Source organism: Mycobacterium sp. NTMscope_MAC_269, from assembly GCF_976985695.1.
Genome location: NZ_OZ335668.1, coordinates 4,738,575 through 4,763,672, shown reverse-complemented (window position 1 = coordinate 4,763,672; position 25,098 = coordinate 4,738,575). Strand labels below are relative to the sequence as shown.

20 protein-coding genes and 2 tRNA genes are annotated in these 25,098 nt (G+C 66.3%); 9 read left to right on the top strand and 13 right to left on the bottom strand.

Translation table 11 applies throughout. The annotated features are described in order from the left end of the window. The first annotated feature begins 59 nt into the window (after positions 1-59). Genes ACZ50Z_RS22525 through pknB form a run of 5 tightly spaced genes read left to right on the top strand, consistent with a single transcriptional unit; the run spans position 60 to position 7,597 of the window. The gene (locus ACZ50Z_RS22525) at positions 60-1,565 is read left to right on the top strand and encodes a PP2C family protein-serine/threonine phosphatase (RefSeq protein WP_464485544.1); all 1,506 of its coding nucleotides are present in this window, start codon (positions 60-62) and stop codon (positions 1,563-1,565) included. Continuing rightward, positions 1,562-2,971 (top strand): FtsW/RodA/SpoVE family cell cycle protein, encoded by a 1,410-nt coding sequence (locus tag ACZ50Z_RS22520; RefSeq protein WP_464485543.1) that lies wholly within the window; start codon positions 1,562-1,564, stop codon positions 2,969-2,971. The genes ACZ50Z_RS22525 and ACZ50Z_RS22520 overlap by 4 nt, the downstream gene beginning before the upstream one ends. Then, positions 2,968-4,446, top strand: coding sequence for a D,D-transpeptidase PbpA (gene pbpA / locus ACZ50Z_RS22515; protein WP_464485542.1), 1,479 nt, complete (start codon positions 2,968-2,970; stop codon positions 4,444-4,446). Before ACZ50Z_RS22520 ends, pbpA begins: the two co-directional genes overlap by 4 nt. Beyond that, entirely contained in the window at positions 4,443-5,720 is a 1,278-nt protein-coding gene (locus tag ACZ50Z_RS22510) for a serine/threonine-protein kinase (protein ID WP_464485541.1), read from the top strand. The genes pbpA and ACZ50Z_RS22510 overlap by 4 nt, the downstream gene beginning before the upstream one ends. Further along, on the top strand, positions 5,717-7,597 hold the full coding sequence (pknB, locus tag ACZ50Z_RS22505; protein ID WP_464485540.1) for a Stk1 family PASTA domain-containing Ser/Thr kinase: 1,881 nt from the start codon (positions 5,717-5,719) through the stop codon (positions 7,595-7,597). The genes ACZ50Z_RS22510 and pknB overlap by 4 nt, the downstream gene beginning before the upstream one ends. On the opposite strand, the gene ACZ50Z_RS22500 is transcribed toward pknB, so the two are convergent. After that, positions 7,575-8,261, bottom strand: a complete 687-nt coding sequence (locus tag ACZ50Z_RS22500; protein WP_464485539.1) for an aminodeoxychorismate/anthranilate synthase component II — start codon at positions 8,259-8,261, stop codon at positions 7,575-7,577. The genes pknB and ACZ50Z_RS22500 overlap by 23 nt on opposite strands. Positions 8,262-8,310: 49 nt before the next feature. Then, positions 8,311-9,054, bottom strand: coding sequence for a DUF881 domain-containing protein (locus tag ACZ50Z_RS22495; protein ID WP_464485538.1), 744 nt, complete (start codon positions 9,052-9,054; stop codon positions 8,311-8,313). Between the two features lie 129 nt (positions 9,055-9,183). Here ACZ50Z_RS22495 and crgA point away from each other — a divergent pair, with 129 nt between their 5' ends. Beyond that, positions 9,184-9,465, top strand: coding sequence for a cell division protein CrgA (gene crgA / locus ACZ50Z_RS22490; protein WP_464485537.1), 282 nt, complete (start codon positions 9,184-9,186; stop codon positions 9,463-9,465). Between the two features lie 155 nt (positions 9,466-9,620). After that, the gene (locus ACZ50Z_RS22485) at positions 9,621-10,046 is read left to right on the top strand and encodes a PH domain-containing protein (protein ID WP_464486358.1); all 426 of its coding nucleotides are present in this window, start codon (positions 9,621-9,623) and stop codon (positions 10,044-10,046) included. 22 nt (positions 10,047-10,068) lie between these two features. Here the strand turns inward: ACZ50Z_RS22485 and ACZ50Z_RS22480 are convergent, their stop codons facing one another. Next, entirely contained in the window at positions 10,069-10,617 is a 549-nt protein-coding gene (locus ACZ50Z_RS22480; protein ID WP_464485536.1) for a peptidylprolyl isomerase, read from the bottom strand. Between the two features lie 160 nt (positions 10,618-10,777). On the opposite strand from ACZ50Z_RS22480, the gene cwsA reads away from it, so the two are divergent. Continuing rightward, positions 10,778-11,212: a cell wall synthesis protein CwsA gene (cwsA, locus tag ACZ50Z_RS22475; RefSeq protein ID WP_464485535.1), complete on the top strand. Its 435-nt coding sequence runs from the start codon at positions 10,778-10,780 to the stop codon at positions 11,210-11,212. Positions 11,213-11,214: 2 nt separating this feature from the next. Here the strand turns inward: cwsA and ACZ50Z_RS22470 are convergent, their stop codons facing one another. Next, positions 11,215-12,429, bottom strand: coding sequence for a cytochrome P450 (locus ACZ50Z_RS22470; protein WP_464486357.1), 1,215 nt, complete (start codon positions 12,427-12,429; stop codon positions 11,215-11,217). A 196-nt stretch (positions 12,430-12,625) separates the two neighbouring features. Here ACZ50Z_RS22470 and ACZ50Z_RS22465 point away from each other — a divergent pair, with 196 nt between their 5' ends. Next, complete coding sequence (locus ACZ50Z_RS22465; protein ID WP_464485534.1) at positions 12,626-13,192, top strand: TetR/AcrR family transcriptional regulator; 567 nt, start codon at positions 12,626-12,628, stop codon at positions 13,190-13,192. Positions 13,193-13,217: 25 nt separating this feature from the next. Here ACZ50Z_RS22465 and ACZ50Z_RS22460 read toward each other — a convergent pair. From ACZ50Z_RS22460 to dnaA, 9 genes are all read right to left on the bottom strand, one after another. Continuing rightward, positions 13,218-13,290, bottom strand: a tRNA-Ala gene (locus ACZ50Z_RS22460). Between the two features lie 162 nt (positions 13,291-13,452). Next, positions 13,453-13,526, bottom strand: a tRNA-Ile gene (locus ACZ50Z_RS22455). Between the two features lie 80 nt (positions 13,527-13,606). Beyond that, positions 13,607-14,497, bottom strand: coding sequence for a DUF3566 domain-containing protein (locus ACZ50Z_RS22450; protein ID WP_464485533.1), 891 nt, complete (start codon positions 14,495-14,497; stop codon positions 13,607-13,609). A gap of 146 nt (positions 14,498-14,643) precedes the next feature. Continuing rightward, positions 14,644-17,163, bottom strand: a complete 2,520-nt coding sequence (gyrA, locus tag ACZ50Z_RS22445) for a DNA gyrase subunit A (protein WP_464485532.1) — start codon at positions 17,161-17,163, stop codon at positions 14,644-14,646. Positions 17,164-17,216: 53 nt separating this feature from the next. Further along, positions 17,217-19,250 carry a DNA topoisomerase (ATP-hydrolyzing) subunit B gene (gyrB, locus tag ACZ50Z_RS22440; protein WP_464485531.1) on the bottom strand — a complete coding sequence of 678 codons (2,034 nt, stop codon included), beginning with the start codon at positions 19,248-19,250 and terminating at the stop codon, positions 17,217-17,219. Between the two features lie 256 nt (positions 19,251-19,506). Further along, positions 19,507-20,070 (bottom strand): DUF721 family protein, encoded by a 564-nt coding sequence (locus ACZ50Z_RS22435; protein WP_464485530.1) that lies wholly within the window; start codon positions 20,068-20,070, stop codon positions 19,507-19,509. Next, a complete protein-coding gene (recF, locus tag ACZ50Z_RS22430; protein ID WP_464485529.1) occupies positions 20,067-21,224 on the bottom strand; it encodes a DNA replication/repair protein RecF in 1,158 nt (385 codons plus the stop codon). The genes ACZ50Z_RS22435 and recF overlap by 4 nt, the downstream gene beginning before the upstream one ends. Further along, on the bottom strand, positions 21,225-22,424 hold the full coding sequence (gene dnaN / locus ACZ50Z_RS22425) for a DNA polymerase III subunit beta (RefSeq protein ID WP_464485528.1): 1,200 nt from the start codon (positions 22,422-22,424) through the stop codon (positions 21,225-21,227). A gap of 545 nt (positions 22,425-22,969) precedes the next feature. After that, entirely contained in the window at positions 22,970-24,505 is a 1,536-nt protein-coding gene (gene dnaA / locus ACZ50Z_RS22420; protein WP_464485527.1) for a chromosomal replication initiator protein DnaA, read from the bottom strand. Between the last annotated feature and the right edge of the window lie 593 nt (positions 24,506-25,098).

Below are 25,098 nucleotides of genomic sequence, written 5' to 3'. Positions count from 1 at the left end.
GCCAATGACAATGATGCCGGCTTGACAGATCCTCCAGCCGGGATCGAGGAGTGGCGCCCGTGACCCTGGTCCTGCGATACGCCGCCCGGAGTGACCGCGGCCTGGTGCGCGCCAACAACGAAGACTCCGTCTATGCGGGCGCCCGGCTACTGGCCCTGGCCGACGGCATGGGGGGTCATGCGGCCGGCGAGGTGGCGTCCCAGCTGGTGATCGCGGCGCTGGCCCACCTTGATGACGACGAGCCGGGCGGCGACCTGCTGGCCAAGCTCGACAACGCGGTGCGTTCCGGCAACGCGGCGATCGCCGCGCAGGTGGAAGCGGAGCCCGAACTCGAGGGGATGGGCACCACCCTTACCGCGATCCTGTTCGCGGGCGACCGAATTGGATTGGTGCACATCGGTGATTCGCGCGGCTACCTGCTGCGCGACGGCGAGCTGAGCCAGATCACCAAGGACGACACGTTCGTTCAGACCTTGGTCGACGAGGGCCGGATCACCCGGGAAGAGGCACACAGCCATCCGCAGCGGTCGCTGATCATGCGGGCGCTCACCGGGCACGAGGTCGAGCCGACGCTGACCATGCGAGAGGCGCGCGCCGGGGACCGTTATCTGCTTTGCTCCGACGGGTTGTCGGATCCGGTGAGCGACGAGACCATCCTCGAGGCGTTGCAGATTCCCGACGTCGCCGAGGCCGCCTATCGACTCATCGAGTTGGCGTTGCGCGGTGGCGGGCCGGACAACGTCACCGTCGTCGTCGCCGACGTGGTCGACTACGACTACGGGCAGACCCAGCCGATCCTGGCGGGTGCGGTGTCAGGTGACGAGGATCAAATGACGTTGCCCAACACCTCGGCGGGGCGCGCCTCGGCGATCCGGCCGCGCGACGAGTCCGCCAAACGTGTTGCACCGCAACCGGAGACGACGCATCGGCCACGGTGGTCCCGCCGACGGATGGCCGTGGTCGCCGCGTTGGCGGTGCTGCTGGTCGTCGCGGGCCTCACCGTCGGGTGGTGGGTCATCCAGCGCAACTATTACGTCGCCGAATACAACGGCAGGGTTTCCATCGTCCGGGGGATCCAGGGAACGCTGCTGGGCGTTCCGTTGCAACGGCCTTACCTGGCCGGCTGTCTCAACGCGCGCAACGAGCTGTCCCTGGTCAGCTATGGGCAATCCGGCCATCCCAATTGCCAGCTGATGACACTGCAAGATCTGCGCCGCCCCGGACAGGTCCAGGTCCAAACCGGGCTGCCGGGCGGCAGTTTGGACCAAGCGGAATCGCAGCTGCGCCAATTGCTGGCCGAATACCTGCTGCCGATCTGTCCGCCACCGCGCGCCACCTCCCCGCCCGGCTCCCCGTCCACCGCCGGAACACCCCAATCCAGCACCACTGCATCGCCAGCACCACCGACCACCAGTTCCACCAGCGCCAGCCCCCCACCCAGCACGAGCGCCTCCAACGGCCCCGCGACCTCATCACCGGCCGGTCCGACGACCACGTCGCAAATGGTGACCGCGCTTCCCGGGCCCCCACTGCAACCGGGCATCGATTGCCGGACGGTGGCATGACAACACAGCTTCAGCCGCCGGTCGCGGTCACGCCTCCTCTGCCTACCCGGCGCAATGCCGAGTTGTTGCTACTGGGCTTTGCGTCGTTGATCACCGTCGCCGCGCTGCTGATCGTCGAGGCCAACCAGACCCGCGATCTGCACTGGGACGCGATCAACTACGGGCTGGTGTTTCTCGTCGTGTTCGGCTCGGCGCACATGGCCATCCGGCGCTTCGCGCCCTATACCGATCCGCTGCTATTGCCAATCGTGGCCTTACTCAACGGACTTGGCCTGGTGATGATTCACCGGCTCGATCTGGTCACCAACCAGCTCAGCGGCCGCCACCACCCCAGCGCGACCCAGCAGATGCTGTGGACCCTGGTCGGTGTGGTGACCTTCGCCCTGGTGGTCACCTTCTTGAAGGACCATCGCCAACTGGCGCGCTATGGCTACATCTGCGGGCTCGTCGGCCTGACCTTTCTGGTGATCCCCGCCCTGTTGCCGGCATCGCTGTCCGAACAGAACGGCGCGAAGATCTGGATTCGCTTGCCCGGCTTCTCAATTCAGCCCGCCGAGTTCTCCAAAATTCTGCTCCTGATCTTCTTCTCCTCGGTGCTGATCGCCAAACGTGGCCTGTTCACCAGCGTCGGCAAACACTTCATGGGCTTGACCCTCCCCCGTCCCCGCGACCTCGCGCCCCTGTTGGCGGCCTGGGTGATCTCGGTCGGCGTGATGGCCTTCGAAAAGGACCTTGGCACTTCGCTATTGCTGTATACGTCGTTTCTGGTGGTGGTCTATCTGGCCACCCAGCGCTTCAGCTGGGTGGGGATCGGCCTGGTGCTGTTCGTCGCGGGAAGCGTTGTCGCGTACTTCATCTTCAGCCACGTCCGGGTCCGGGTGCAGATGTGGTGGGACCCGTTCTCCGACCCCGACGGCAGTGGCTACCAGATTGTGCAGTCGCTCTTCAGCTTTGCCACCGGGGGAATCTTCGGCACCGGGCTCGGCAACGGTCAACCCGACACCGTGCCCGCCGCGTCAACCGACTTCATCATCGCGGCGTTCGGCGAAGAGCTGGGATTGGTGGGCCTGGCGAGCATCTTGATGCTCTACACCATCGTCATCGTGCGAGGGATGCGCACGGCGATCGCCACCCGGGACAGCTTCGGCAAGCTGCTGGCGGCGGGCCTGGCCTCGACGCTGGCCCTGCAGCTGTTCATCGTCGTCGGTGGGGTAACGCAACTCATTCCGCTCACCGGGTTGACCACCCCGTGGATGTCCTATGGCGGCTCGTCGTTGCTGGCGAACTATGTGCTGTTGGCCATCCTGGCGCGGATCTCGCACAGCGCTCGTCGTCCCTTGCGCGCCCCAGCGCGCCACGAGCCGCCGATCGCGACGGCCGGCACCGAGGTGATCGAGAAAGTATGAACGCCTCCCTGCGCCGGATCTCGGTGACCGTGATGGCGTTGATCGTGCTGCTGTTGATCAACGCCACGATGACGCAGGTCTTCGCCGCCGACTCGTTGCGCGCCGACCCGCGCAATCAGCGCGTCCTGCTCGACGAGTATTCGCGCCAGCGCGGCCAGATCGTGGCGGGCGGGCAGTTGCTGGCCTACTCCGTGGCCACCGATAACCGCTTCCGCTTCCTGCGGGTCTACCCCAACCCCGCGACGTACGCGCCGGTCACCGGGTTCTACTCACTGAGCTACTCCAGCACCGGCCTGGAACGGGCCGAGGACCCGCTGTTGAACGGCTCCGACGAGCGGCTGTTCGGGCGCCGGCTGGCCGACTTCTTCACCGGCCGGGACCCGCGCGGGGCCAACGTCGACACCACGATCAAGCCGCGGGTGCAGCAGGCCGCGTGGGACGGGATGCAGCAGGGCTGCGGCGGCCCGCCGTGCAAAGGCGCCGTCGTAGCCCTGGAACCGACTACCGGGAAGATCTTGGCGATGGTGTCGTCGCCGTCGTATGACCCCAACCTGCTGTCGTCGCACGATCCCGACGTGCAGGCGAAGGCCTGGCAGCGGCTGCGCGACGATCCGAATAACCCGATGACCAACCGTGCCATCTCGGAGACCTACCCACCCGGCTCCACCTTCAAGGTCGTCACCACCGCGGCCGCGCTGCAGGCCGGAGCCTCCGACACCGAGCAGCTCACGGCCGCCCCCTCGATTCCGCTGCCGAACAGCACCGCGACGCTGGAGAACTACGGTGGACAGGCGTGTGGCAACGAGCCGACCGTGTCCCTGCGGCAGGCGTTCGCTCTGTCCTGCAACACCGCGTTCGTCCAACTCGGCATCCTCACCGGATCCGACCCGCTGCGCAGCACCGCGCGCTCATTCGGCCTGGACAGCACCCCGAGCGTCATCCCGCTTCAGGTCGCGGAGTCGACCATCGGGATCATCCCGGACGCGGCGGCGCTGGGCATGTCGAGCATCGGCCAAAAGGATGTCGCGGTGACGCCCCTGCAGAACGCCGAGATCGCCGCGACCATCGCGAACGGCGGGGTGACGATGCAGCCCTATCTGGTCGACAGCCTCAAGGGGCCGGACCTGACCACGATCAGCACCACGGCACCCTATGAACAGCGGCGCGCCGTGTCGCCGCAGGTCGCCGCTAAGCTAACAGAGCTGATGGTCGGCGCCGAGAAGGTCGCACAGCAGAAAGGGGCCATTCCCGGCGTGCAGATCGCATCCAAGACGGGTACCGCAGAACATGGCACCGATCCGCGGCACACACCGCCGCACGCGTGGTACATCGCTTTCGCGCCCGCACAGACCCCGAAGGTCGCCGTGGCGGTGTTGGTGGAGAATGGCGCCGACCGCCTGTCCGCGACGGGGGGTGCACTCGCCGCGCCGATCGGACGGGCTGTGATCCAGGCCGCGCTACAGGGAGGACCATGAGCCCGCGAGTTGGTGTGACGCTGTCTGGCAGATACCGCCTGCAGCGCCTGATCGCCACCGGCGGCATGGGTCAGGTCTGGGAGGCGGTAGACAGCCGCCTGGGCCGACGCGTCGCGGTCAAGGTGCTCAAGCAGGAGTTCTCCCAGGACCCCGAGTTCATCGAGCGGTTCCGCGCTGAGGCGCGGACCACCGCGATGCTCAACCACCCCGGGATTGCAGCGGTCCACGATTACGGCGAGAGCCAGCTGGATGGGGAGGGCCGCACCGCCTATCTGGTGATGGAGCTGGTCAACGGCGAGCCGCTGAACTCGGTGCTCAAACGCACCGGCCGGCTGTCGCTGCGGCACGCGCTCGACATGCTCGAGCAGACCGGTCGCGCGCTGCAGGTCGCGCACGCCGCCGGTTTGGTCCACCGCGACGTCAAGCCCGGCAACATCTTGATCACCCCGACCGGCCAGGTGAAGATCACCGACTTCGGCATCGCCAAGGCCGTCGACGCCGCGCCGGTGACCCAGACCGGCATGGTGATGGGCACCGCCCAATACATCGCGCCCGAACAGGCCCTGGGACACGACGCCACCCCGTCCAGCGACGTGTACTCGCTGGGAGTTGTCGGCTACGAGGTTGTTTCGGGCAAGCGGCCGTTCACCGGCGACGGCGCCCTGACGGTGGCGATGAAGCACATCAAGGAGCCTCCACCGCCGCTGCCCGCGGAACTGCCGCCCAATGTGCGGGAACTCATCGAGATCACCCTCGTCAAGAACCCGGCGATGCGGTACCGCAGCGGGGGACCGTTCGCCGACGCCGTGTCCGCGGTGCGTGCCGGTCGCCGGCCGCCGCGGCCCAGCGCGACACCGCCCGCCGGCCGGGCCTCGCCGGCGGCGATTCCGTCCAGCCCGACGACCAGGGCGGCCGCGGTGTCCCCACGCACCGCAGCGCCTCGTCGGTCCCGGCCGACCACCGGCGGCCACCGCCCGCCCCCGGCCCGGCGTACCTTCTCGTCGGGGCAGCGTGCGCTGCTGTGGGCCGCCGGGGTGCTCGGCGCGCTGGCGATCATCATCGCGGTGCTCATCGTCATCAATTCCCGGGGGGATCAGCAGCAACAGCCCCCGACGGTCACCGACACCGGCACCCCACCGGCCTCGGCGCCGCCGGCCAATACCCCGAGCGGGTCGGCGCCCCTGCCGGGCATGCGGCTCACATGGCCGGATGACGGCGCGATAGCAATGTCGGGATTCCGCAGCGGACCCGCCCGACATGGGACATCACCATGACCACCCCGCAGCACCTGTCCGACCGCTACGAGTTGGGGGAGATCCTCGGCTTCGGGGGGATGTCCGAGGTTCACCTGGCGCGCGACCTCCGCCTGCATCGCGACGTCGCGGTCAAGGTGCTGCGCGCGGATCTGGCCCGCGATCCCAGCTTTTACCTACGCTTCCGGCGCGAGGCGCAAAACGCCGCGGCGCTGAACCATCCGTCCATCGTCGCCGTCTACGACACCGGCGAGGCGGAGACGCCCACCGGTCCGCTGCCCTACATCGTCATGGAGTACGTCGACGGCGTCACCCTGCGCGACATCGTGCACACCGACGGCCCGCTGCCGCCGCGGCGCGCGATCGAGATCATCGCCGACGCGTGCCAGGCGCTGAACTTCAGTCATCAGAACGGCATCATCCACCGCGACGTCAAGCCGGCCAACATCATGATCAGCACCACCAATGCGGTCAAGGTGATGGACTTCGGTATCGCCCGCGCGATCGCCGACAGCGGCAACAGCGTCACCCAGACCGCCGCGGTGATCGGAACCGCGCAGTACCTCTCGCCTGAGCAGGCCCGCGGCGACACCGTCGACGCCCGATCCGACGTGTATTCATTGGGCTGCGTCCTTTACGAAATCCTCACGGGCGAACCACCTTTCGTTGGAGACTCACCGGTTGCGGTCGCCTACCAACATGTCCGCGAGGACCCCGTCCCGCCGTCGCAGCGCCACGAAGGCATCTCGGCCGACCTCGACGCCGTCGTTCTCAAGGCGCTGGCCAAGAATCCGGAAAACCGCTATCAGACCGCGGCGGAGATGCGGGCCGACCTGGTCCGGGTGCACAACGGCGAGAAGCCCGAAGCGCCCAAGGTTTTCACCGACGCCGACCGAAGCTCGATGCTGTCGTCCGGCCCCGGCAGCGCGGGCCCGCCGCGGACCGATCCGCTGCCTCGCCAGGTTCTCGCTGACGCCGGTGAGGACCGCACCGTCGGTTCGGTCGGTCGCTGGATCGTCGCGGTGGCGGCACTGGCCGTCCTGACGATCGTCGTGGTCATCGCTTTCAACACCTTCGGTGGCGGCGCCCGAGACGTTCAGGTACCCGATGTGCGCGGGCAGGTTTCCGCCGACGCCATCGCGGCGCTGCAAAACCGCGGATTCAAAACGCGCACGCTGCAAAAGCCGGATTCGATCATCCCGCCCGATCACGTCATCGGCACCGACCCCGGCGCCAACGCCTCGGTCAGCGCCGGCGACGAGATCACCGTCAACGTCTCCACCGGCCCGGAGCAACGCGAGGTGCCCGACGTCTCGTCGCTGAGTTACTCCGACGCGGTCACCAAGCTCAAAGCCGCGGGATTCACGAAGTTCAAGCAGGCCAATTCGCCGTCGACGCCGGAGCTGCTGGGCAAGGTGATCGGGACCAACCCGCCGGCCAACCAGACGTCGGCGATCACCAACGTCATCACCGTCATCGTCGGCTCCGGGCCGGAGACCAAGCAGGTTCCCGACATCGCGGGCCAGACCGTGGATATCGCGCAGCGCAACCTGACCGTCTACGGCTTCAGCAAGGTGACCCAGGCACAAGTGGACAGCCCCCGGCCCGCCGGTGAGGTGATCGGGACCAATCCGCCCAAGGGACAAATGGTTCCGGTGGACTCGGTCATCGAGCTGCAGGTGTCCAAGGGCAATCAGTTCGTCATGCCCGACCTGTCCGGCATGTTCTGGACCGATGCCGAGCCCCGGCTCCGGGCGCTGGGCTGGACCGGAATCCTGGACAAGGGCGCCGACGTCGACGCGGGCGGCTCCCAGTCCCACCGGGTGGTGTATCAGAACCCGCCGGCCGGCGCCGGAGTGAACCGGGACGGAATCATCACGCTGAAGTTCGGTCAGTAGCCGCCGGGTCGGCCGGCATATACGGCCGCACCGCGGCGTGCACGTCGTTCTCGAGCCGGCGCACCAGCGTGTCGTTGCGCACCAACCCGCACACGGCCAGCCAGTTCGCCAGCATGCGATGACCGCCCTCGGTCAGGATCGACTCGGGGTGGAACTGCACGCCGTGAATGGGCAATTCGGCGTGGCGAACCCCCATGATCACGCCGCTGTCGGTGTGGGCGGTGACCTCGAGCGCCGGCGGCAGCGATTCGGGCAGGATGGTCAGCGAATGGTAGCGGGTCGCCGTGAAGGGATCCGGAAGTCCTTGCAACACACCGACATTGGTGTGATGAACGCTGCTGGTCTTGCCGTGCAGCAGTTCTGGGGCACGGTCGACGGTGGCGCCGAACGCTACACCGATGGCCTGGTGCCCGAGGCAGACCCCGAGCAGGGGAGTCTTCTCCGCGGCACACGCGCGCACCATCCCGATGGAAGCGCCCGCGCGCTCCGGGGTGCCCGGCCCCGGGCTGAGCAGCACGCCGTCGAACTGCCGGGCGGCCGCGGTCTCGTCGGAAAGCCGGGCGTCGTCGTTGCGCCAGACGTCGGCGTCCACACCCAGCTGCCCCAGGTACTGCACCAGGTTGAACACGAAGCTGTCGTAGTTGTCGACAACCAGGATCCGCATCGTGCCAGGTTACCGTCCGATGGTCCGCGCTCTGCCCGGTCAGTGGGCGTCAGTAGCCGATCGGGCCGCTGGGCTGCGCGAAATGCAGCCGATCGGGCTCGAAGTGACCGACGACCTGGACATCGGATTTGACGTCTTCGCGGTAGCCCAGGCCGAACCGGACCACGTACTGCTTGTAGAGGGTCACCAGGGGAGCGGCGGCGAGGGCGGCTTGCATGGCTGCGGAGTTGCCGATCGCCGTGATCGTGTACGGCGGGCTGTAGGTGCGTCCGTTGAGCAGGAGCGTATTGCCCACGCAGCGGGGCACCGAGGTGGCGATGAGTCGTTGGTCTTGCATCTGGATCGCCTCGGCGCCGGCGCTCCACAGCGCGTTGAGCACGGCCTGGATGTCTTGCTGGTGCACCACCAGGTCGTCGGGTGACGCGTCGCGCGGGAACCGGCCGTTGGCGTCGCGCTGCGCGTCCTCGAGGGTGACGACCAAGCCCGGGCCGTGCACCGGGTTCATATCCGCCTGGCCGGCAAGCTGCGCGGTGCGCCGCAGCATCGCGGCCAACGCCGCGTCCGAAGAGTGCCCGTGGGCCGCGTCGATCTTCTTCGCCAGCTCCTCGCGTTCGGCGTTGAGCCGGTTCACCGATGACTGGGTCTCGCGGACCAGGTCCACCAGCCGCGGGGCGTCGCTGCCGCGGATCTCGGCGCCGCCGGATACGCCGTGCGTGGCCGCGAGCAGCAATCCGGCCAGCGCACACACCACCGGGACGCCGAAGCGCCATGGCGACTGGCGCGTCTGGATCATCGAGTCTCCATTTCCTGGTCACCGTCCCAGGTGCGTTAGTCTCGTAGCCAAGCTATGGGTGCAGCTGCCGTGTTCATCGTTGCACCCCGTCCCGCTCACCGTGTTGTTGAGGTAATCCGCGAGGTAATAATGCCCAAGTCCAAGGTCCGTAAGAAGAACGACTTCACCGTCAGCGCGGTCAGCCGCACCCCGGTGAAGGTCAAGGTCGGACCCTCGAGCGTGTGGTTCGTCGCGCTGTTCATCGGGCTCATGCTGATCGGCCTGGTCTGGCTGATGGTGTTCCAGTTGGCCGCGGTGGGAACTCAGGCGCCGACGGCCCTCAATTGGATGGCGGAACTGGGGCCCTGGAACTACGCCATCGCGTTCGCTTTCATGATCACCGGTTTGTTGCTCACGATGCGCTGGCACTGAGCAGGACGGCCGGCGGAATGAATTCATTTTTGGGCTGATTTGTTACTGCGCCAGCAACTTTCCAACCACCCAATCACACGCGTGTGATTTATCCCCACTGTTGATAGAGATTGTGGATAACTGCATCGGCAGTGGTGGGAGGGGCTAAGGACCGCATGCAGCAAACACAATGGGAGCCGCACACGGCCGGAATCGCTGGTTGCGGAGCCGCGGGCATTTTGATGGCTATCGTCGCTGTGACCCTGATCACAGACCTGCCCGGACGCGTTCTGGCGGGCGTTGCCGCGGTGGGTCTGATCTTGTTTGCGGGAATGTCTTGGCGCGCGCGTCCAAAACTGGCAATCACGCCCGAGGGCCTGACGTTGCGCGGCTGGTTCCGGACGCAACTATTGCGGCAATCCGACATCAAGATCATCCGCATCATCGAGTTCCGCCGTTACGGACGCGCAGTGCGGCTGCTGGAGGTCGAGGCCGCCGACGGCGGCTTGGTGCTGTTCTCCCGCTGGGACCTTGGGACCGACCCGCTGCACGTGCTCGACGCGCTGACGGCGGCCGGCTACGCGGGCCGTTCGCAACGCTGAACGGCCCGCAGCGGGCGTGCGGTTAAGAGATGGTGATCGACTCGATGACGACCGCCTCGGAGGGACGGTCGTTGCCGTCGGTACTCGTCGTCGCGATCGCGTCAACCACCTGCTGCGAATCCGGATCGGTCACTTCGCCGAAGATCGTGTGGCGCCGGTTGAGGTGCGGCGTCTGATCGACCGTGATGAAGAACTGCGACCCGTTGGTGCCGGGGCCCGCGTTCGCCATCGCCAGCAGGTAGGGCTTGTCGAATTGCAGTTCGGGATGGAACTCGTCGGCGAACTTGTACCCCGGTCCACCGCGGCCGGTCCCGGTCGGGTCGCCGCCCTGGATCATGAAGCCCCGGATCACCCGGTGAAAGACCGCGCCATCGTAGAACGGGCCGGAGGAACCTCCCGACGCGTTCTGGGTCGAGTACTCCTTGGTTCCCTGCGCCAGGCCGACGAAGTTGGCGACGGTCTTGGGCGCGTGGTTTCCGAACAAGGCGACCTTGATGTCGCCGCGGTTGGTGTGGAGCGTGGCGGTAGCAGTCTGAAAGGGGCTGTTAGTCACGGCATCAGAGTCTGCCACTACGTATGAGCGCGCCCGCACGCGGTGTCACCCAATCCGGCCCGCCCACGAAAACCTCGCGAACGCGCGCCGTGGCCGTCGACGTCCCTATGCTGGCAGTCTGTTCAGGTATCGGGCCGGCTGCGCGACAGGCGTCACCGGCGGAGCGGGAGGGCGGCAGATGAGCGCGAAGACGGAATCCCGGTTGACCCCGCGGGAGCGACTGGCCCGCGGCCTGAGCTATTCGGCGCAGGGGCCGGTGGACGTCACCCGCGGGGTCGTCGGCCTCAGCGTCCAGTCCGCGCAGTCGTCCGCCGCGCAGCTGCGTCGCCGGTATCAGGAGGGGCGCCTGGCGCGGGACATCGCGGCCGCCCAGGAGGCCCTCGCCCAGGAACTGGCCGCCGCGCAGGAGGTGGTCACCGGCCTGCCCCAGGCGCTGCAGGACGCACGGCGGGCGCAGCGTCGCGGCAAGCGCCCGTTGATCATCGCGGGAGTCGCCGTCGCGGTCCTCGCAGGCGGCGCCGCGGCGTTCAGCATCGTCCGACGCTCGGTGCGGGCAAAGCCTCAGGAACCCCAGTCGCGGCCGCCCAGTGTGGATGTGCAGCCGCGCCCTTGACCTCACTGCACTGCTAGGCGCAAGCGTTCGCGGCGCCGAACCAGAATGCTCGGCAGCCATTCGCCGACGTCGGCCGCGTCGATCCAGGTGGTGCGCTCGAGCAGCATCCGCAACACGATGTGGGCTTCCAGGCGTGCCAGCGCGGCGCCGACGCAGAAATGCACGCCCTTGCCGAAGCTCACGTGACTTTTGCCACCGATGCGGTCGAGGCGAAATTCGTGGGGCGCATCAAAGTGCGCGGGGTCACGGTTGGCTGCCCCCCACATCAACAGCAAGTGGGAATCGCCCGGCACCTCGATGCCCCCGAGCGTGGTGTCGCGCCACACGTGCCGGTAATGCCCCCGAAACGGCGCCTCGAAGCGAAGCGTCTCTTCGATGAAAGCGCTTAGCAATTCCGGCTTCTCGCGGAGCCGCCGTTGGATCGCCGGACGATCGGCCAGAATCCACGCCGCGCTGCCCAGCAGCGAAGCCGTCGACTCGCCGGCCGCGCTGAAGAGGGTGAGCATGATGCCCAGCGCCGGCAGTTGCTCTAGTTCGCCCGAGGCGTAGCGCGCGGCGAGGTCGGCAATCAGGCCGTATTCGCCGTTGGCGCTTGATTTTTCGAAGTGCTCCAGGACGTAGCCGGACAGTTCCATCGCCGCGGCCCCGGCTTGCTCGAGATGCTCGCGCGTCACGATCCCGTCAAGCAATGTGGTGGTGGCGTAGCCGAGCCGGATGAGGTTGTCGACGTCGTCATCGGGGAGACCCAGGAGCTTGCAGACCACCATCATCGGCAGCCGATTGGCGACGCCGCTCATCCACTCGATCTGACCGTCGCGCAGGTTCTCTTCCCAGAGGCGGTCGGCGGTCTGGACCGCGAATTCCTCGATGATCCGCACGCGCTTGGCCGACAAGTGGGGCAACAAAATCTTGCGATGCAGCGCGTGCACGGGGTCATCGGCGGTGGCCAACGCGTGCATCGAACCTCCCGGCGGTCCCATGTCGAGCGGAACGACCGTGCCGTCCTCGTGAAAGACCATCGTCGCCGTGAGGTTCGACGAAAAATCTTCGACCCGCTCGACGGCCTCTTGCACCGCGTCCCAACCGCACACGGCGTAGAAGACGGAATCGCCGATGCGGTGCACCGGCGCCTCGGCGCGCATCCGGTCATACAGCGGGTAGGGATCCTGTATCGCCGCGCTACCGAAGAACCGGGTCGCACTGTCCAACACCGTCACGCTTTTCAGGCTCGACGCAGGTCGCCGCGGGGTCAATGGAATGCGGAGAGGTTGAGGAGCGCTTGCGACCGATGGCGATGGTGGATATCCGCGTGCACCCATCACCAGCTGCGCGTTCGTGTGAGGGAAATGCTCTGAAAATTCTCGCGCTGCGAGAAGTATTTCGGCGTCCCGCAGCGTAAGGGAGCATGGGTGGATGGCACGTGACGACTGGTTGGTGGGCCGCGATCGCCGCAGCGAAGGCACCGAACGGATCTACGCCGCGGCGGCGGACCTCATAGCCCGCCGGGGATACGACGGGTTCACGATCGACGCCCTGGCCGCGCGGGTTCATTGCTCGCCGGCGACGATTTACCGGCATGTCGGCGGCAAGGCGGCCATTCGGGACGCCGTGGTGGGTCTGCACGCGGCCCGCATTGTCGACACCACACGGGAAGCCATCAAGGACCTTCGCGGGCCGGACCGGGTCGTGGCCGCCACGATCATCGCCCTGCAACGCCTGCGATCCGACCCCCTGGCGCAGCTCATGCGGTCGATCCACGCGGCCCCGGTCAGCGACTGGGTGATCAGCTCGCCCACCGTCACTGGTTTGGCCGCCGAAATGCTGGGTCCCGGCAACGATGACCCGTTGGCCGCGCAGTGGCTGATTCGCGTATTCCTGGCGCTGTGGGGCTGGCCGCTCAAAGACCCGGCCGCCGAACGCGCCTTGGTGGAACGCTTCCTCGGCTCGTCGTACACACCGTGGACGGAGACGGCCAGTTGAGCGGCGCGAAGAGGGATCGGGCTTGTGGAGCCTAGGGGAATCGAACCCCTGACACCCGCCTTGCAAAGGCGGTGCTCTACCAACTGAGCTAAGGCCCCTCTATCGTGACCCCCCATCGTGGCCCAGCGGTTGACCGGGGTCATCCACAGCCACGTGCCAGACCTCGACTCCACGTCGTGACCGCGCCACCGCTGCCAAAACGGCGATCAGTCCCAGTGGCAGTGCGAGTCGTACGCAACGTCTTGACGGGCACATGGTTGTGGGCCTAGGAGGACTCGAACCTCCGACCTCTTCGTTATCAGCGAAGCGCTCTAACCGCCTGAGCTATAGGCCCGTACTCGCGTACGGCCGAGCGACGAGATTACCGCACTAGCCGCCCGACTCCCAAAAACGCAGCATCCGAGCGGCCATGCGCTAGTCGCGATCCGCCAGCGTCACCTCGATGCCGCCGATCAGATCGGTGGTCAGGTTGTAGACGAACGCGGCGATGGTCGCCATCGCGGTCAACAGCACGATGTTGACCAGGCCGATCAAGACGGCCCCGCCGAAAATCGTGCCGCTGGATACCAGTTCGCCGCTGCTGCCGCTGGTGTTGTTCAGCAAGTCACCGACGTTGCTGTTCAACTTCGACCACACGCCCATGCCGCCGAGCACGAGGTAGAGGAAGGCGACGGCGATCATCCACACGAAGAACAACGCCACCGAAAGCAGCAGCGACACCTTCAACGTGCTCCACGGGTCGATCCGGCGGATCTGCATGCTGGCCCGGACGGGGCCCCGCGTCCGCCGCGACACCTGCACCCGGTCGCGGTTCTCGCGCGGTTCTCGGCTTTCCGTCGCTGCCGCGCGGGCGGTTCCCGACGAACTGTCCGGCGTCCGCTGCTCCGGCGCGGGCTTGCGGTGCGGACCGCGCGGCAGGGGGCCGGACAGGTCCGGCAACTCGCTGGCGTAGGCCTCGGCGGGCGATCCCTCGCCGCGGGGCGGCGGGGCTTCGGCCTCTTTCGAATGCGCCGCGCCGCCCGCTCCCGGTGCCGCGGTGCCGGAGATGAAGCGGTTCAGCCGGGCCTCAACCCCGCTGGCCGGGCCCGATGGCCGCTTCTCGGTGGGCGGCTCGTTCTGGCGGGGCGGCGGCTGCTGGGGTCGGGCCGCGCCGCCACGCTGCCACGGCGGTCCGTCGCCGGTCTCCTGGGGACGGCCACCCTGTGCGGGCGGCGCCGCGCGGCGCACCCCGGCACGCTCGGCCGAACCATCCCCGTTGGGAACGTCTCCCTTTTTGGGGGCGCCCGGCTCGTTCGGTGAAGTCACCCCGACTCCTTAGGTCTTCTACCCTGGCCGCGCAGGCGGTGCAGTCGCGTCATGTCTGGTCGGGCTGAGTCTAATTGCCCAGTTCCTCCACGGGCCGCGCCGCCGCCCGCATCGTCATCGGGCCGAGTCTAGTGGCTTCGTACCGACTAGCTCTCGGACTCCGCGGCACCGTCGATTTCCTCGACGACTTCGTCCGCGTTTGCTTCGGCATTGCGGGCGATGGCCAACAGTGTGTTTTCTTCACCGAGGTTCATCAAGCGCACGCCCTTGGTCTGCCGTCCCGCCTTGCGGACCTGGCCCGCCGCGGTCCGGATGACGCCGCCTCCCGAGGTGATCGCGTACAACTCGCTGTCCTCATCGACGATCAGCGCACCGACCAGCCTGCCGCGTCGACGGTCGTACATCACCGTCAAGACGCCCTTGCCGCCGCGGCCCTGCACCGGATACTCCTCGATCGCGGTGCGCTTGGCGTACCCGCCGGAGGTCGCCACCAGCAGGTAGGTGTCCTCACGAACCACGTTGAGCGACAACAGATAATCGTCAGCGTTGAAACGCATGCCCTGTACGCCGGAGGTGGCGCGTCCCATCGGGCGCAACGCTTCATCGGTCGCAGAGAACCTGATGGACTGCCCATTGGCCGACACCAGCAGCAGGTCCTCCTCGGACGAGCACAACACCGCGCCGACCAGCTCGTCGTTGTCGCGCAGGTTGATCGCCACGATTCCGCCCGAACGGTTCGAGTCGAAGTCGGTCAGCTTGGTCTTCTTCACCAGGCCGTTGCGGGTGGCCAGCACCAGGTACGGCGCGTCCTCATAGCCGCGGATCTGGATGACCTGGGCGATCCGCTCCTCGGGCTGGAACGCCAGCAGGTTGGCGACGTGCTGACCGCGCGCGGTGCGCGACGCTTCCGGCAATTCGTAGGCCTTGGCGCGGTACACCCGCCCCTGCGTGGTGAAGAACAGGATCCAGTCGTGCGTCGAGCACACGAAGAAGTGCCGCACGATGTCGTCCTGCTTGAGCCCCGCGCCCTGAACGCCCTTGCCGCCGCGCTTCTGGCTGCGGTACAGGTCGGTTTTGGTGCGTTTGGCGTAGCCGGTCTCGGTGATGGTGACGACGACGTCCTCGCGGGCGATCAGGTCCTCGTCGTTGACGTCGCCGTCGGCGGCGACGATCCGGGTGCGCCGCTCATCGCCGTGCTTGTCGACGATCTCGGACAGCTCGTCGTGCACGATGGCGCGCTGCCGCTCGGGCTTGGCGAGGATGTCCTCCAGGTCGGCGATCTCGGCTTCGATCTTGGCCAGGTCATCGACGATCCGCTGGCGCTCCAGGGCCGCCAGCCGGCGCAGCTGCATGTCCAGGATCGCCTGAGCCTGGATCTCGTCGATATCGAGTAGCTCGATCAGGCCGGCCCGGGCGATGTCCACGGTCTCCGACGCGCGGATCAAGGCGATGACCTCGTCGAGGGCGTCGAGCGCTTTGACCAGACCGCGCAAGATGTGTGCGCGTTCGTTGGCCTTGCGCAGCCGGTAGGTGGTCCGCCGGACGATGACGTCGAGTTGATGCGCAACGTAGAGCCGGATCATCTGGTCCAGCCGCAGCGTGCGGGGGACCCCGTCGACGATGGACAACATGTTGGCGCCGAAGCTGGTCTGCAGCTGGGTGTGCTTGTAGAGGTTGTTCAGCACCACCTTGGCCACGGCGTCGCGCTTGATCTCCACGACGATGCGCAAACCGACGCGATCGCTGGACTGGTCCTCGATGTTGGAGATGCCGGCGAGCTTGCCGTCGCGGACCTGCTCGGCGATCGAGGTGATGAAGTTGTCGTGGTTCACCTGGTACGGCAGCTCGGTGATCACCAGCGAGGTGCGGCCGCGTGAATCCTCTTCCACCTCAACGACTCCGCGCATCCGGATCGACCCGCGTCCCGTGGTGTAGGCGTCGTGGATGCCCTGCGACCCGACGATGAGGCCGTGCGTGGGGAAGTCCGGCCCCTTGACCCGCTCACAGACCGCCGCGAGGGTGGCCTCCTCGTCGGCCTCGTGATTGTCCAGGCACCAGTAGACGGCGTCGGCCAGCTCGCGCAGGTTGTGCGGCGGGATGTTGGTCGCCATCCCGACCGCGATGCCGCCGGAACCGTTGGCCAGCAGGTTGGGGAACCGGCTCGGCAGCACGGTCGGCTCCTGCACCCGACCGTCGTAGTTCGGGATGAAATCGACTGTCTCCTCGTCGATTTCACGCAGCATCTCCATCGCGAGCGGCGTCAGCCGCGCCTCGGTGTATCTCATCGCGGCCGGTGGGTCGTTACCCGGCGATCCGAAGTTGCCCTGCCCGTCGACCAAGGGATAGCGCAGCGACCACGGCTGCGCCATGCGCACCAGGGTGTCGTAGATCGAGGCGTCACCGTGCGGGTGGTAGTTACCCATCGTCTCGGCGACCGACCGCGCCGACTTGGCGTGGCTGCGGTCGGGCCGGAACCCCGAGTCGTACATCGCGTAGAGGACCCGGCGGTGCACCGGCTTGAGGCCGTCGCGCACCTCGGGCAGCGCGCGGCCGACGATGACGCTCATCGCGTAATCGATGTAGCTGCGCTGCATCTCCTGCTGAATGTCGACGGGCTGGATCCGGTCGACGGAGTCGTCACCTGGCGGCAGCGTGGTGTCAGTCATCTATTCCTCGTTGGTCGGTCAGCACGGTCCAGTCTGAGGCGGGTCCGGTTCGATCAGACATCCAGGAAGCGAACGTCCTTGGCATTACGGGTGATAAAGCTGCGGCGCGCGTCGACGTCCTCGCCCATCAGGATCGAGAACAGCTCGTCGGCGGCCGCCGCGTCGTCCAGCGTGACCTGGCGCAACACCCGGACGGTGGGATCCATTGTGGTTTCCCACAATTCCTTGGCGTCCATCTCGCCCAGACCCTTGTAGCGCTGAATGCCGTCGTCTTTATTGATCTTCTTGCCGGCCTTCTGCCCGGCCTCGAGCAGGCCGTCGCGCTCGCGGTCGGAGTAGGCGAATTCGGGATCGCTGCGCTGCCACTTCAGCTTGTACAGCGGCGGCTGCGCCAAGAACACGTGCCCGTTTTCGATCAGCGGCCGCATGAACCGGAACAGCAGGGTCAGCAGCAGCGTCGAGATGTGCTGGCCGTCAACGTCCGCGTCGGCCATCAGCACGATCTTGTGATAGCGCAGCTTGGTGAGATCGAACTCGTCGTGGATGCCGGTGCCGAGTGCGGTGATGATCGCCTGGACCTCGGTGTTCTTCAGGACCCGGTCGATGCGGGCTTTTTCGACGTTGATGATCTTGCCGCGCAGCGGAAGAATCGCCTGGAACATCGAGTCGCGGCCACTCTTGGCTGAACCGCCGGCCGAATCACCCTCCACCACATACAGTTCCGACTTTTTCGGATCAGTAGAGCGGCAATCGGCCAGCTTTCCGGGCAGCCCGCCGAGGTCGGTCGCGCTCTTGCGACGCACCAACTCGCGCGCCTTGCGCGCGGCTATGCGGGCCTGAGCCGACGAGACCGCCTTATTAACAACGACTTTGGCGTCGGCCGGGTTGGCCTCGAACCAGTGGGTTAGCTGTTCGTTGCAGACCTTCTGCACGAACGACTTGACTTCGGTGTTGCCCAGTTTCGTCTTTGTCTGGCCCTCGAACTGCGGTTCGCTGACCTTGACCGAGATCACCGCGGCCAGACCCTCGCGGATGTCGTCGCCGGTGAGGTTCGGGTCCTTGTCTTTCAGCAGCTTCTTGTCTTTGGCGTACTTGTTGACCACCGTCGTCAGCGCGCTGCGGAAGCCCTCCTCGTGGGTGCCGCCCTCGTGGGTGTTGATCGTGTTGGCGAAGGTGTGCACCGATTCCGAGTAGCCGCCGTTCCACTGCATCGCGATCTCGACCTCATGGCCGGGGCCTTTCCCGTCGAAGTCGACGATGCTCTGCTGGATGGGACTCTTGGTGCGGTTGATGTGCTTGACGAAGTCGACGAGACCACCTGGGTAGTGGAAGGTGCGGTGCTTAACCTTATGTGGCGCAGTCGATTCGGCCGCCTTTTCTTCGGCGGACTTGGGCGCTTCGGCCGTGTCGCTGACGACGTCGTCGACGACCTCGTCCTGCTCTACGCGCTCGTCGGTGAGGTTAATGGTCAACCCCTTGTTCAGGAAGGCCATTTCCTGCAGGCGGCGCGCCACCGTCTCGAAGTCATAGTTGGTGGTCTCGAAGATGTCGGGGTCGGCCCAGAACCTGATCGTCGTTCCGGTGCGCTTGGTGGCCTCGCCCTGCTTGAGGGTGCCGGGCACGGCTTTCTCGTAGTACTGCGACCACTCGTGACCATCGCGGGCGATGTCCACCTCGAGGCGGGTCGACAGCGCATTGACCACCGACACCCCGACGCCGTGCAGGCCACCACTGACGTTGTAGCCGCTGTTCTCACCGCCGAACTTGCCACCCGCGTGCAGTTGGGTCATCACGACATCGACGGTGGGAGCGCCGGTCGCGTGCATCGCCACCGGGATGCCACGGCCGTTGTCGGAGACCTCGACGCTGCCGTCGTCGAGCATGCGGACGTCGACCTTGTCGGCGTAGCCGGCCATCGCCTCGTCGACCGAGTTGTCGACCACCTCCCAGATGAGGTGGTGCAGACCACGCTCGCCGGTGGATCCGATGTACATGCCGGGACGTTTGCGGACGGCCTCGAGGCCTTCCAGCACGGTGATCGCTGAAGCGCCGTAATCGTCTTGCGCCTTCTTCTTCTGGGCAGCCACGGTCGGAATGCTCTCCTTGGGGTTTCATGCGGGCGGTTCCAGTCACCGCAACAATCGCATATGGCCAGTCTAGCGTGATGAGCGGTCCGCACCGATTTTCTGGCCGCGTTTCTACCTGGCTAACTGCGCCGTGCGGACGATTTTTCTATTCTGGCCGCGTCCCGACGTGCATCAAGGGTGTCTGCGTCATTGTGGCCGATTTGAGCGGCCTGTGGATAAAACCTCGCCCGAGGATCAAAAGGTGCCCCCGAACACGCTAACCGTAGGTGTCGCGTGGCCCTCTCCCGGCGATGTGGCGCGGCCCCTTGCGCCACGACGGCGCGGCCGGACCGGTGATTTTCAACGACGTCACCACCCCGTTGCCGACAGCCGCCGCGATCTTGGCCAACAACTGTGCCTGGATCATCCGCAACTGGGTGGCCCACGCCGTCGATTCGGCGGCGACGCTCAGCACACCGTCGCTGAGGGCGGTCGGGACCGCATGGTCGGCGATCTGGTGGCCGACCACCGATGTCCAGTTGCCCAGCACGGTGCCCTCGGCGACCTGCGCGGACCAACCCCGCTTTTTGGCGAGGTCACGCGCCAATCTGCCCAGCGGTTGCGGGTCACGAACGTCGGGCCCCGGCCCCGACCAGCTGCGCCGCTGGCCCGCCACCCGGCGGGGAAAAGGCGACACCGCGCGACCGCGGCCGGCGTCTTTCCCCTGAGCCCGCGCCGCCGCCCGGGCTTCCTCGAGCGTGCGTCTGACCAAGTCGATCCCGCTCAGCTCGCTGGAGCCTCCGCCGGACTCGGGACCCGGACCTTCTCCCGTTCCGGTCATGGGCGCATCTCCGATACCCGGCCGGAATCACCGTCACGCAAGTCCACATAGACCCGTCGAACGTCCCAACCCGTCGGGATGTCCTCGACGACGGCGGCAGTGACCAGGACCTGCTCGGCCGATTCGGCCACCGTGGCCAGCGCGCGGCGTCGCGCCGCGTCCAGTTCGGCGAAGACGTCGTCGAGCAACAACACGGGGTCGCTTTCGTCGGCACGCAGCAACTCGTAAGCGGCGAGCCGCAGCGCCAACGCAAACGACCACGACTCCCCGTGACTGGCAAAGCCTTTCGCCGGCTGATCACCGAGCCACAGTTCCAGGTCGTCACGGTGCGGACCGACCAGACACATGCCGCGCTCCAACTCCGCATCGCGCCGCGCCGACAACGCCGCCAACAGGGCGGATTCCAGGAATTCCCGGTCACCGCCGGCGATATCCGCCGCGGCGTCGGCACCCAGACTGGAGCGGTAGCTGATCGATGCAGCCCGCGATCCCGGGGCCAGCAGCTGATAGGCCTTCTCGACCTCTGGCGCCAGTTGGTTCACCAAATCGATACGGGCGGCCATCAATTGGGCACCGTGCTCGGCCAGGCGACTGTCCCAGACATCGAGCGTATCCAGCGCGCTTTGGTCGCCCCGGTACCGCGCCCCGGACACGGATTTCAAGAGCGCGGTCCGTTGCCGCAGAACTTTTTCGTAGTCGGCGCGCACCGCCGCCACCGCCGGGCGGCGCACCGTCGCCAGGTCGTCGAGATAGCGCCTTCGCTCCGACGGGTCGCCGCGCACCAGCGCCAAATCCTCGGGAGCAAACAGCACCGCCCGCAGCACGCCGATGATCTCCCGGGTGCTGCGCACCGGCGAACGATTCAGCCGTGCCTTATTCGCCCGCCCTGCAGCGATTTCCAGGTCGACCGCGCATTCCCTGCCGTCGTTGACCACGATGGTCGAGACCACCGCCCGGGCGGCTCCGGCCCGGATCAACGGCGCGTCGGTCCCCACTCTGTGTGACCCCAAGGTGCTCGAATACCACAGCGCCTCAAGAAGATTAGTCTTGCCGAACCCATTGGAACCGATGAAGACCGTCCGACCGGGTTGCAACTCGAGGTCGGCGTGTGCCCAGGACCGGAAGTCGCGCAGTCCTAAATGCCGGACGTACACCTAGCCAGGCAACCGGACAGGCATCAACAGGTAGACGTAATCGGTCGGCAGGGCGCTGAAGGGTCCCGGCCCCGTCGGGTGGCTGTCATCGTCCAGTGCCGGGCGCAGCAACGCGGGCTTGCCCGGAGTGGTGAAACCGAACGACACCCGCTCGGAGTGAACCGATCCCAATCCGTCGGTCAAGTAAGTCGGGTTGAAGGCGATCGTCAGCGGTTCGCCGGCAAAATCGATCGCCAGGTCTTCTTCGGCCCGGCCGACGTCGTCGGCTCCCGCCGACAACCGCAGCGATCCCTCGCTGAATTCCATCCGCACCTGCGCACCGCGGTCGGCGACCAGCGCGACCAACTTGATAGCCTCCGTCAACTCCGACACGTTGATCGTCGCGACGGCCGTGTGCTCGGCCGGCAGCAGCTGGCGAAACTTCGGGAATTCCGCGTCGAGCAGGCGCGTGGTGCTGCGCTTGCCGTTGCCGCTGATGCCGAGCAAGCCGTCTTTTCCGACGCCGGCACCCGCACCCAGCGACAACCGAACCTCGGAACCGTCGGTGCCGGCTCGGGCCGCCTCGGCCAGCGTCTTGGCGGGTACGAGGACCGCGGCTTCGATGTCCGGTGAGGCCGCCGACCAGGTCAACTCGCGAACCGCGAGCCGGAACCGGTCGGTGGCGGCCAGGACCACCGTGTCGCCCGAAATCTCAACCCGGATCCCGGTCAGCATGGGCAGCGTGTCGTCACGGCCGGCCGCGATGGCCACCTGGCTGATCGCCTCGGCGAACAGGTCGGCGGGCAGCGTCCCGGTTTCGTCGGGCAGGGCCGGCAGCGTCGGGTAGTCCTCGACGGCCATCGTCGGCAACGAAAATCTGGCGTTCCCGCAGTTCAGTGCCACCCGATTGCCGTCGACGTAGAAGTCGATCGGCTTGTTCGGCAGCGCGCGAACGATGTCTGACAACAGCCGCCCGGACACCAAAACGCTTCCCGGAGAAGCGATTTCGGCTGCCACCTGCGCTTCCGCGGACACTTCGTAATCGAATCCCGAGATGGTCAGGCCGTCATCGGTCCCGGACAGCAGCACACCGGACAGCACGGGCACCGCGGGTCGAGAGGGCAGGTTCTTCGCCACCCACGACACCGCGTCGGCGAATGACTCCCGCACCAAACGAAACTTCAAGTCGCTGAGGCCAGCCGTTGTCGTCGCCGCGTCCATAGCGTCCCTTCACCTTCAGCGTTTTCGAATCCATCGAATCCATTTGTGGCTAGCCTCTCCCCGCTAGCACGGGGCCCCGCCACGAACGCCGGTGACGCGATGCGCCGACGACGACCGTAACGGCAGTCGAAGAACAACCGTAGATCCTCCGGGGCCATCTTGAAAGCTAATCGCAAAGGCCGACAAAACGATCTGACGACGGTGTCGACGACGGGTGTGGAGCGAGCGTCCCCAAGCCTGTATTTCAAAGAAGAACCGATGAAGAGATCTCAATAACAGTATTAAGGCCTGTGCATTCTGGGGACAGCGCCATCCCGGCGCAGCTAGGGCGACGATCGGGATGTGGATCGTCGCCTGGGCGCCTGTGAGTCATGTGTTGGTCCGGTGGGGACGAACGACAGGTGTGCACGGGACGCCCGGTATTGCACCGGTGTTTGAGTGCTGTGTGCACAAGGCTGCGCACATGCCCTGGGTGTGGCGGATGTGACGGACGGGTGAGAAGTTTCTCGAAAAAATCACGCGCACGGGCGCCGAGAACCCGTGATTCAGCGCTTGGAGCGCTGCCGGATGCGAGTGGTGAGCTCCTTGACGTGATCAAAAACCTCACGGCGCTCGGCCATCTCGGACAAAATCTTGCGCTGCGCGTACATCACCGTGGTGTGGTCGCGGCCGAAGGCCTGTCCGATCTTGGGCAGCGACAGGTCGGTGAGCTCACGGCACAAATACATCGCGATCTGGCGTGACTGGGCCAGTGCCCGCGTCTTGCCCGGGCCCCGGAGTTCTTCCACGGTGGTGTCGAAGTATTCGGCGGTGGCGGCCATGATGGTGGCCGCACTGATCTGCATGGTGCTGGCGTCGGCGATCAAATCGCGAAGCACGATCTCGGCCAGCGCCTTATCGATCGGGGTCTTGTTCAGCGACGCGAACGCCGTCACCCGGATCAGGGCGCCCTCAAGTTCGCGGATGTTGCGCTCGATGCTGCTGGCGATGAGTTCGAGGACGTCGTCGGGGACGGCGAGCCGCTCCATCTGAGCTTTCTTGCGCAAGATGGCGATCCGGGTTTCCAGCTCCGGGGGTTGCACGTCGGTGATCAGGCCCCACTCGAACCGCGTTCTGAGCCGGTCTTCCAGGGTGGCCAGCTGTTTGGGCGGCCGGTCCGAGGAGATGACGATCTGCTTGTTGGCGTTATGCAACGTGTTGAAGGTGTGGAAGAACTCTTCCTGGATACCTTCCTTGCCCTCGATGAATTGAATGTCATCGACGAGCAGCACGTCGACGTCGCGGTAGCTGCGCTTGAAGGCCACCTTGCGGTCGTCGCGCAGCGAGTTGATGAAGTCGTTGGTGAATTCCTCGGTGGAGACGTACTTGACCCGCATCCCCGGGAACAGCCGCTGCGCGTAATTACCGGCGGCGTGCAGCAGGTGGGTCTTCCCGAGACCGGACTCGCCCCAGATGAACAGGGGGTTGTAGGCGCGGGCCGGGGCCTCGGCGATCGCGAGGGCCGCGGCATGGGCGAACCGGTTGGAGGCGCCGATGACGAATGTGTCGAAGGTGTAGCGGCGATTGAGACTCGTGCCGGCGGCGACGGCGGGGTCGATGGCGTGCGGTCGCTCGGTGAAGTAATTCGGCCAGCCAGGCTGGGCGCCGTCGATGGTCTCGCCGTTTTCGAACGGCTCGTCGGTGTCGAGCGCGGCGTCGTCGCCAGGGAAGGGGCCGTCGGATCCGGGGAACGGTTCCGCCGGCGGGATCAGGGCGTCCTCGACATCGTCGGGTGGGGGAGCGATACGGACTCCCAGTTGGATCTGCTGTCCGAGCCGGCGGCTGAGTGCGTCGGTGATCGGGGCCCGCAGATGACGTTCGATCTCGTTTTGCACGAAGCTGCTCGGGACCGACAGCAGGGCAAATCCCTCGACGATCGTCAGCGGCCGGACGAGATTCAGCCAGGCCCGTTGCTGCGGGGTGAGGGGAGTGACCAGGGTTGTGCGGTTGGCGGCCATACCGTCTGCGGTGGGGTCACCGTTGAGCTCGGAAACGACCGCGTTCCACACTGTCGTAAAGCCTGAACCGGGGTCATCGGTCAACGACGCATCTCCCTGGTTCTCGAACGTCCCGGGTCGAAGTACAACTCACGCTTGGCGACAAAACGGCTGTCCACATAGTTATACACAGGTGTGGACAGGGTGATCGTATGCGAGCCGCAACCTACCGGCGACGGCTCGCGATCTCCGCGCTGGAAGAAAACCCAAAAAGGTTGTCTAGGCAGCTAGACGATCCACCATCCTCGCTTCATTGTCGAGCGCTGCTTCAGTCTAAAACGACTTGGGCAGAAGCTAACAGTTTTCCGTGCGGCTGCCAACCGTTCTGCTGCATTCCAATCGGGTCATTTAGGGTGAGTGGGGCCTTGCTTCGGGTCGTTATGGTAGTCACGCCGAAGGCGAGCGTGAGCGGAACGGAAAATCTTTCGCGGAGTCCTCGCGGCGGCGTTGCGGCAGGCCAGGTTTGACCAGGCGAAGGCTCGTCAGTACCCTCAAACAGTCGCCCGAAAGTCGGCGATACGGCTGCGACCCAGAACCACATGGGGACCGCGCCGGCCAGTAGCAGCAAGACCACCTCCGGTCGGAACGCAGACGAGCCCGAAGCGAACCGTCTGAGCGGCCGGATGGCAAACAACGAG

Bases quoted from the DNA above. Each gene is read 5' to 3' on its own strand.
- ACZ50Z_RS22485 (WP_464486358.1), top strand. From the start codon at position 9,621: ATGCAGCAAACACAATGGGAGCCGCACACGGCCGGAATCGCTGGTTGC.
- ACZ50Z_RS22465 (WP_464485534.1), top strand. From the start codon at position 12,626: ATGGCACGTGACGACTGGTTGGTGGGCCGCGATCGCCGCAGCGAAGGC.
- ACZ50Z_RS22500 (WP_464485539.1), bottom strand. From the start codon at position 8,261: ATGCGGATCCTGGTTGTCGACAACTACGACAGCTTCGTGTTCAACCTG.
- gyrA (WP_464485532.1), bottom strand. From the start codon at position 17,163: ATGACTGACACCACGCTGCCGCCAGGTGACGACTCCGTCGACCGGATC.
- dnaN (WP_464485528.1), bottom strand. From the start codon at position 22,424: ATGGACGCGGCGACGACAACGGCTGGCCTCAGCGACTTGAAGTTTCGT.
- ACZ50Z_RS22510 (WP_464485541.1), top strand. From the start codon at position 4,443: ATGAGCCCGCGAGTTGGTGTGACGCTGTCTGGCAGATACCGCCTGCAG.
- ACZ50Z_RS22520 (WP_464485543.1), top strand. From the start codon at position 1,562: ATGACAACACAGCTTCAGCCGCCGGTCGCGGTCACGCCTCCTCTGCCT.
- cwsA (WP_464485535.1), top strand. From the start codon at position 10,778: ATGAGCGCGAAGACGGAATCCCGGTTGACCCCGCGGGAGCGACTGGCC.
- ACZ50Z_RS22495 (WP_464485538.1), bottom strand. From the start codon at position 9,054: ATGATCCAGACGCGCCAGTCGCCATGGCGCTTCGGCGTCCCGGTGGTG.
- ACZ50Z_RS22435 (WP_464485530.1), bottom strand. From the start codon at position 20,070: ATGACCGGAACGGGAGAAGGTCCGGGTCCCGAGTCCGGCGGAGGCTCC.
- pknB (WP_464485540.1), top strand. From the start codon at position 5,717: ATGACCACCCCGCAGCACCTGTCCGACCGCTACGAGTTGGGGGAGATC.
- pbpA (WP_464485542.1), top strand. From the start codon at position 2,968: ATGAACGCCTCCCTGCGCCGGATCTCGGTGACCGTGATGGCGTTGATC.
- crgA (WP_464485537.1), top strand. From the start codon at position 9,184: ATGCCCAAGTCCAAGGTCCGTAAGAAGAACGACTTCACCGTCAGCGCG.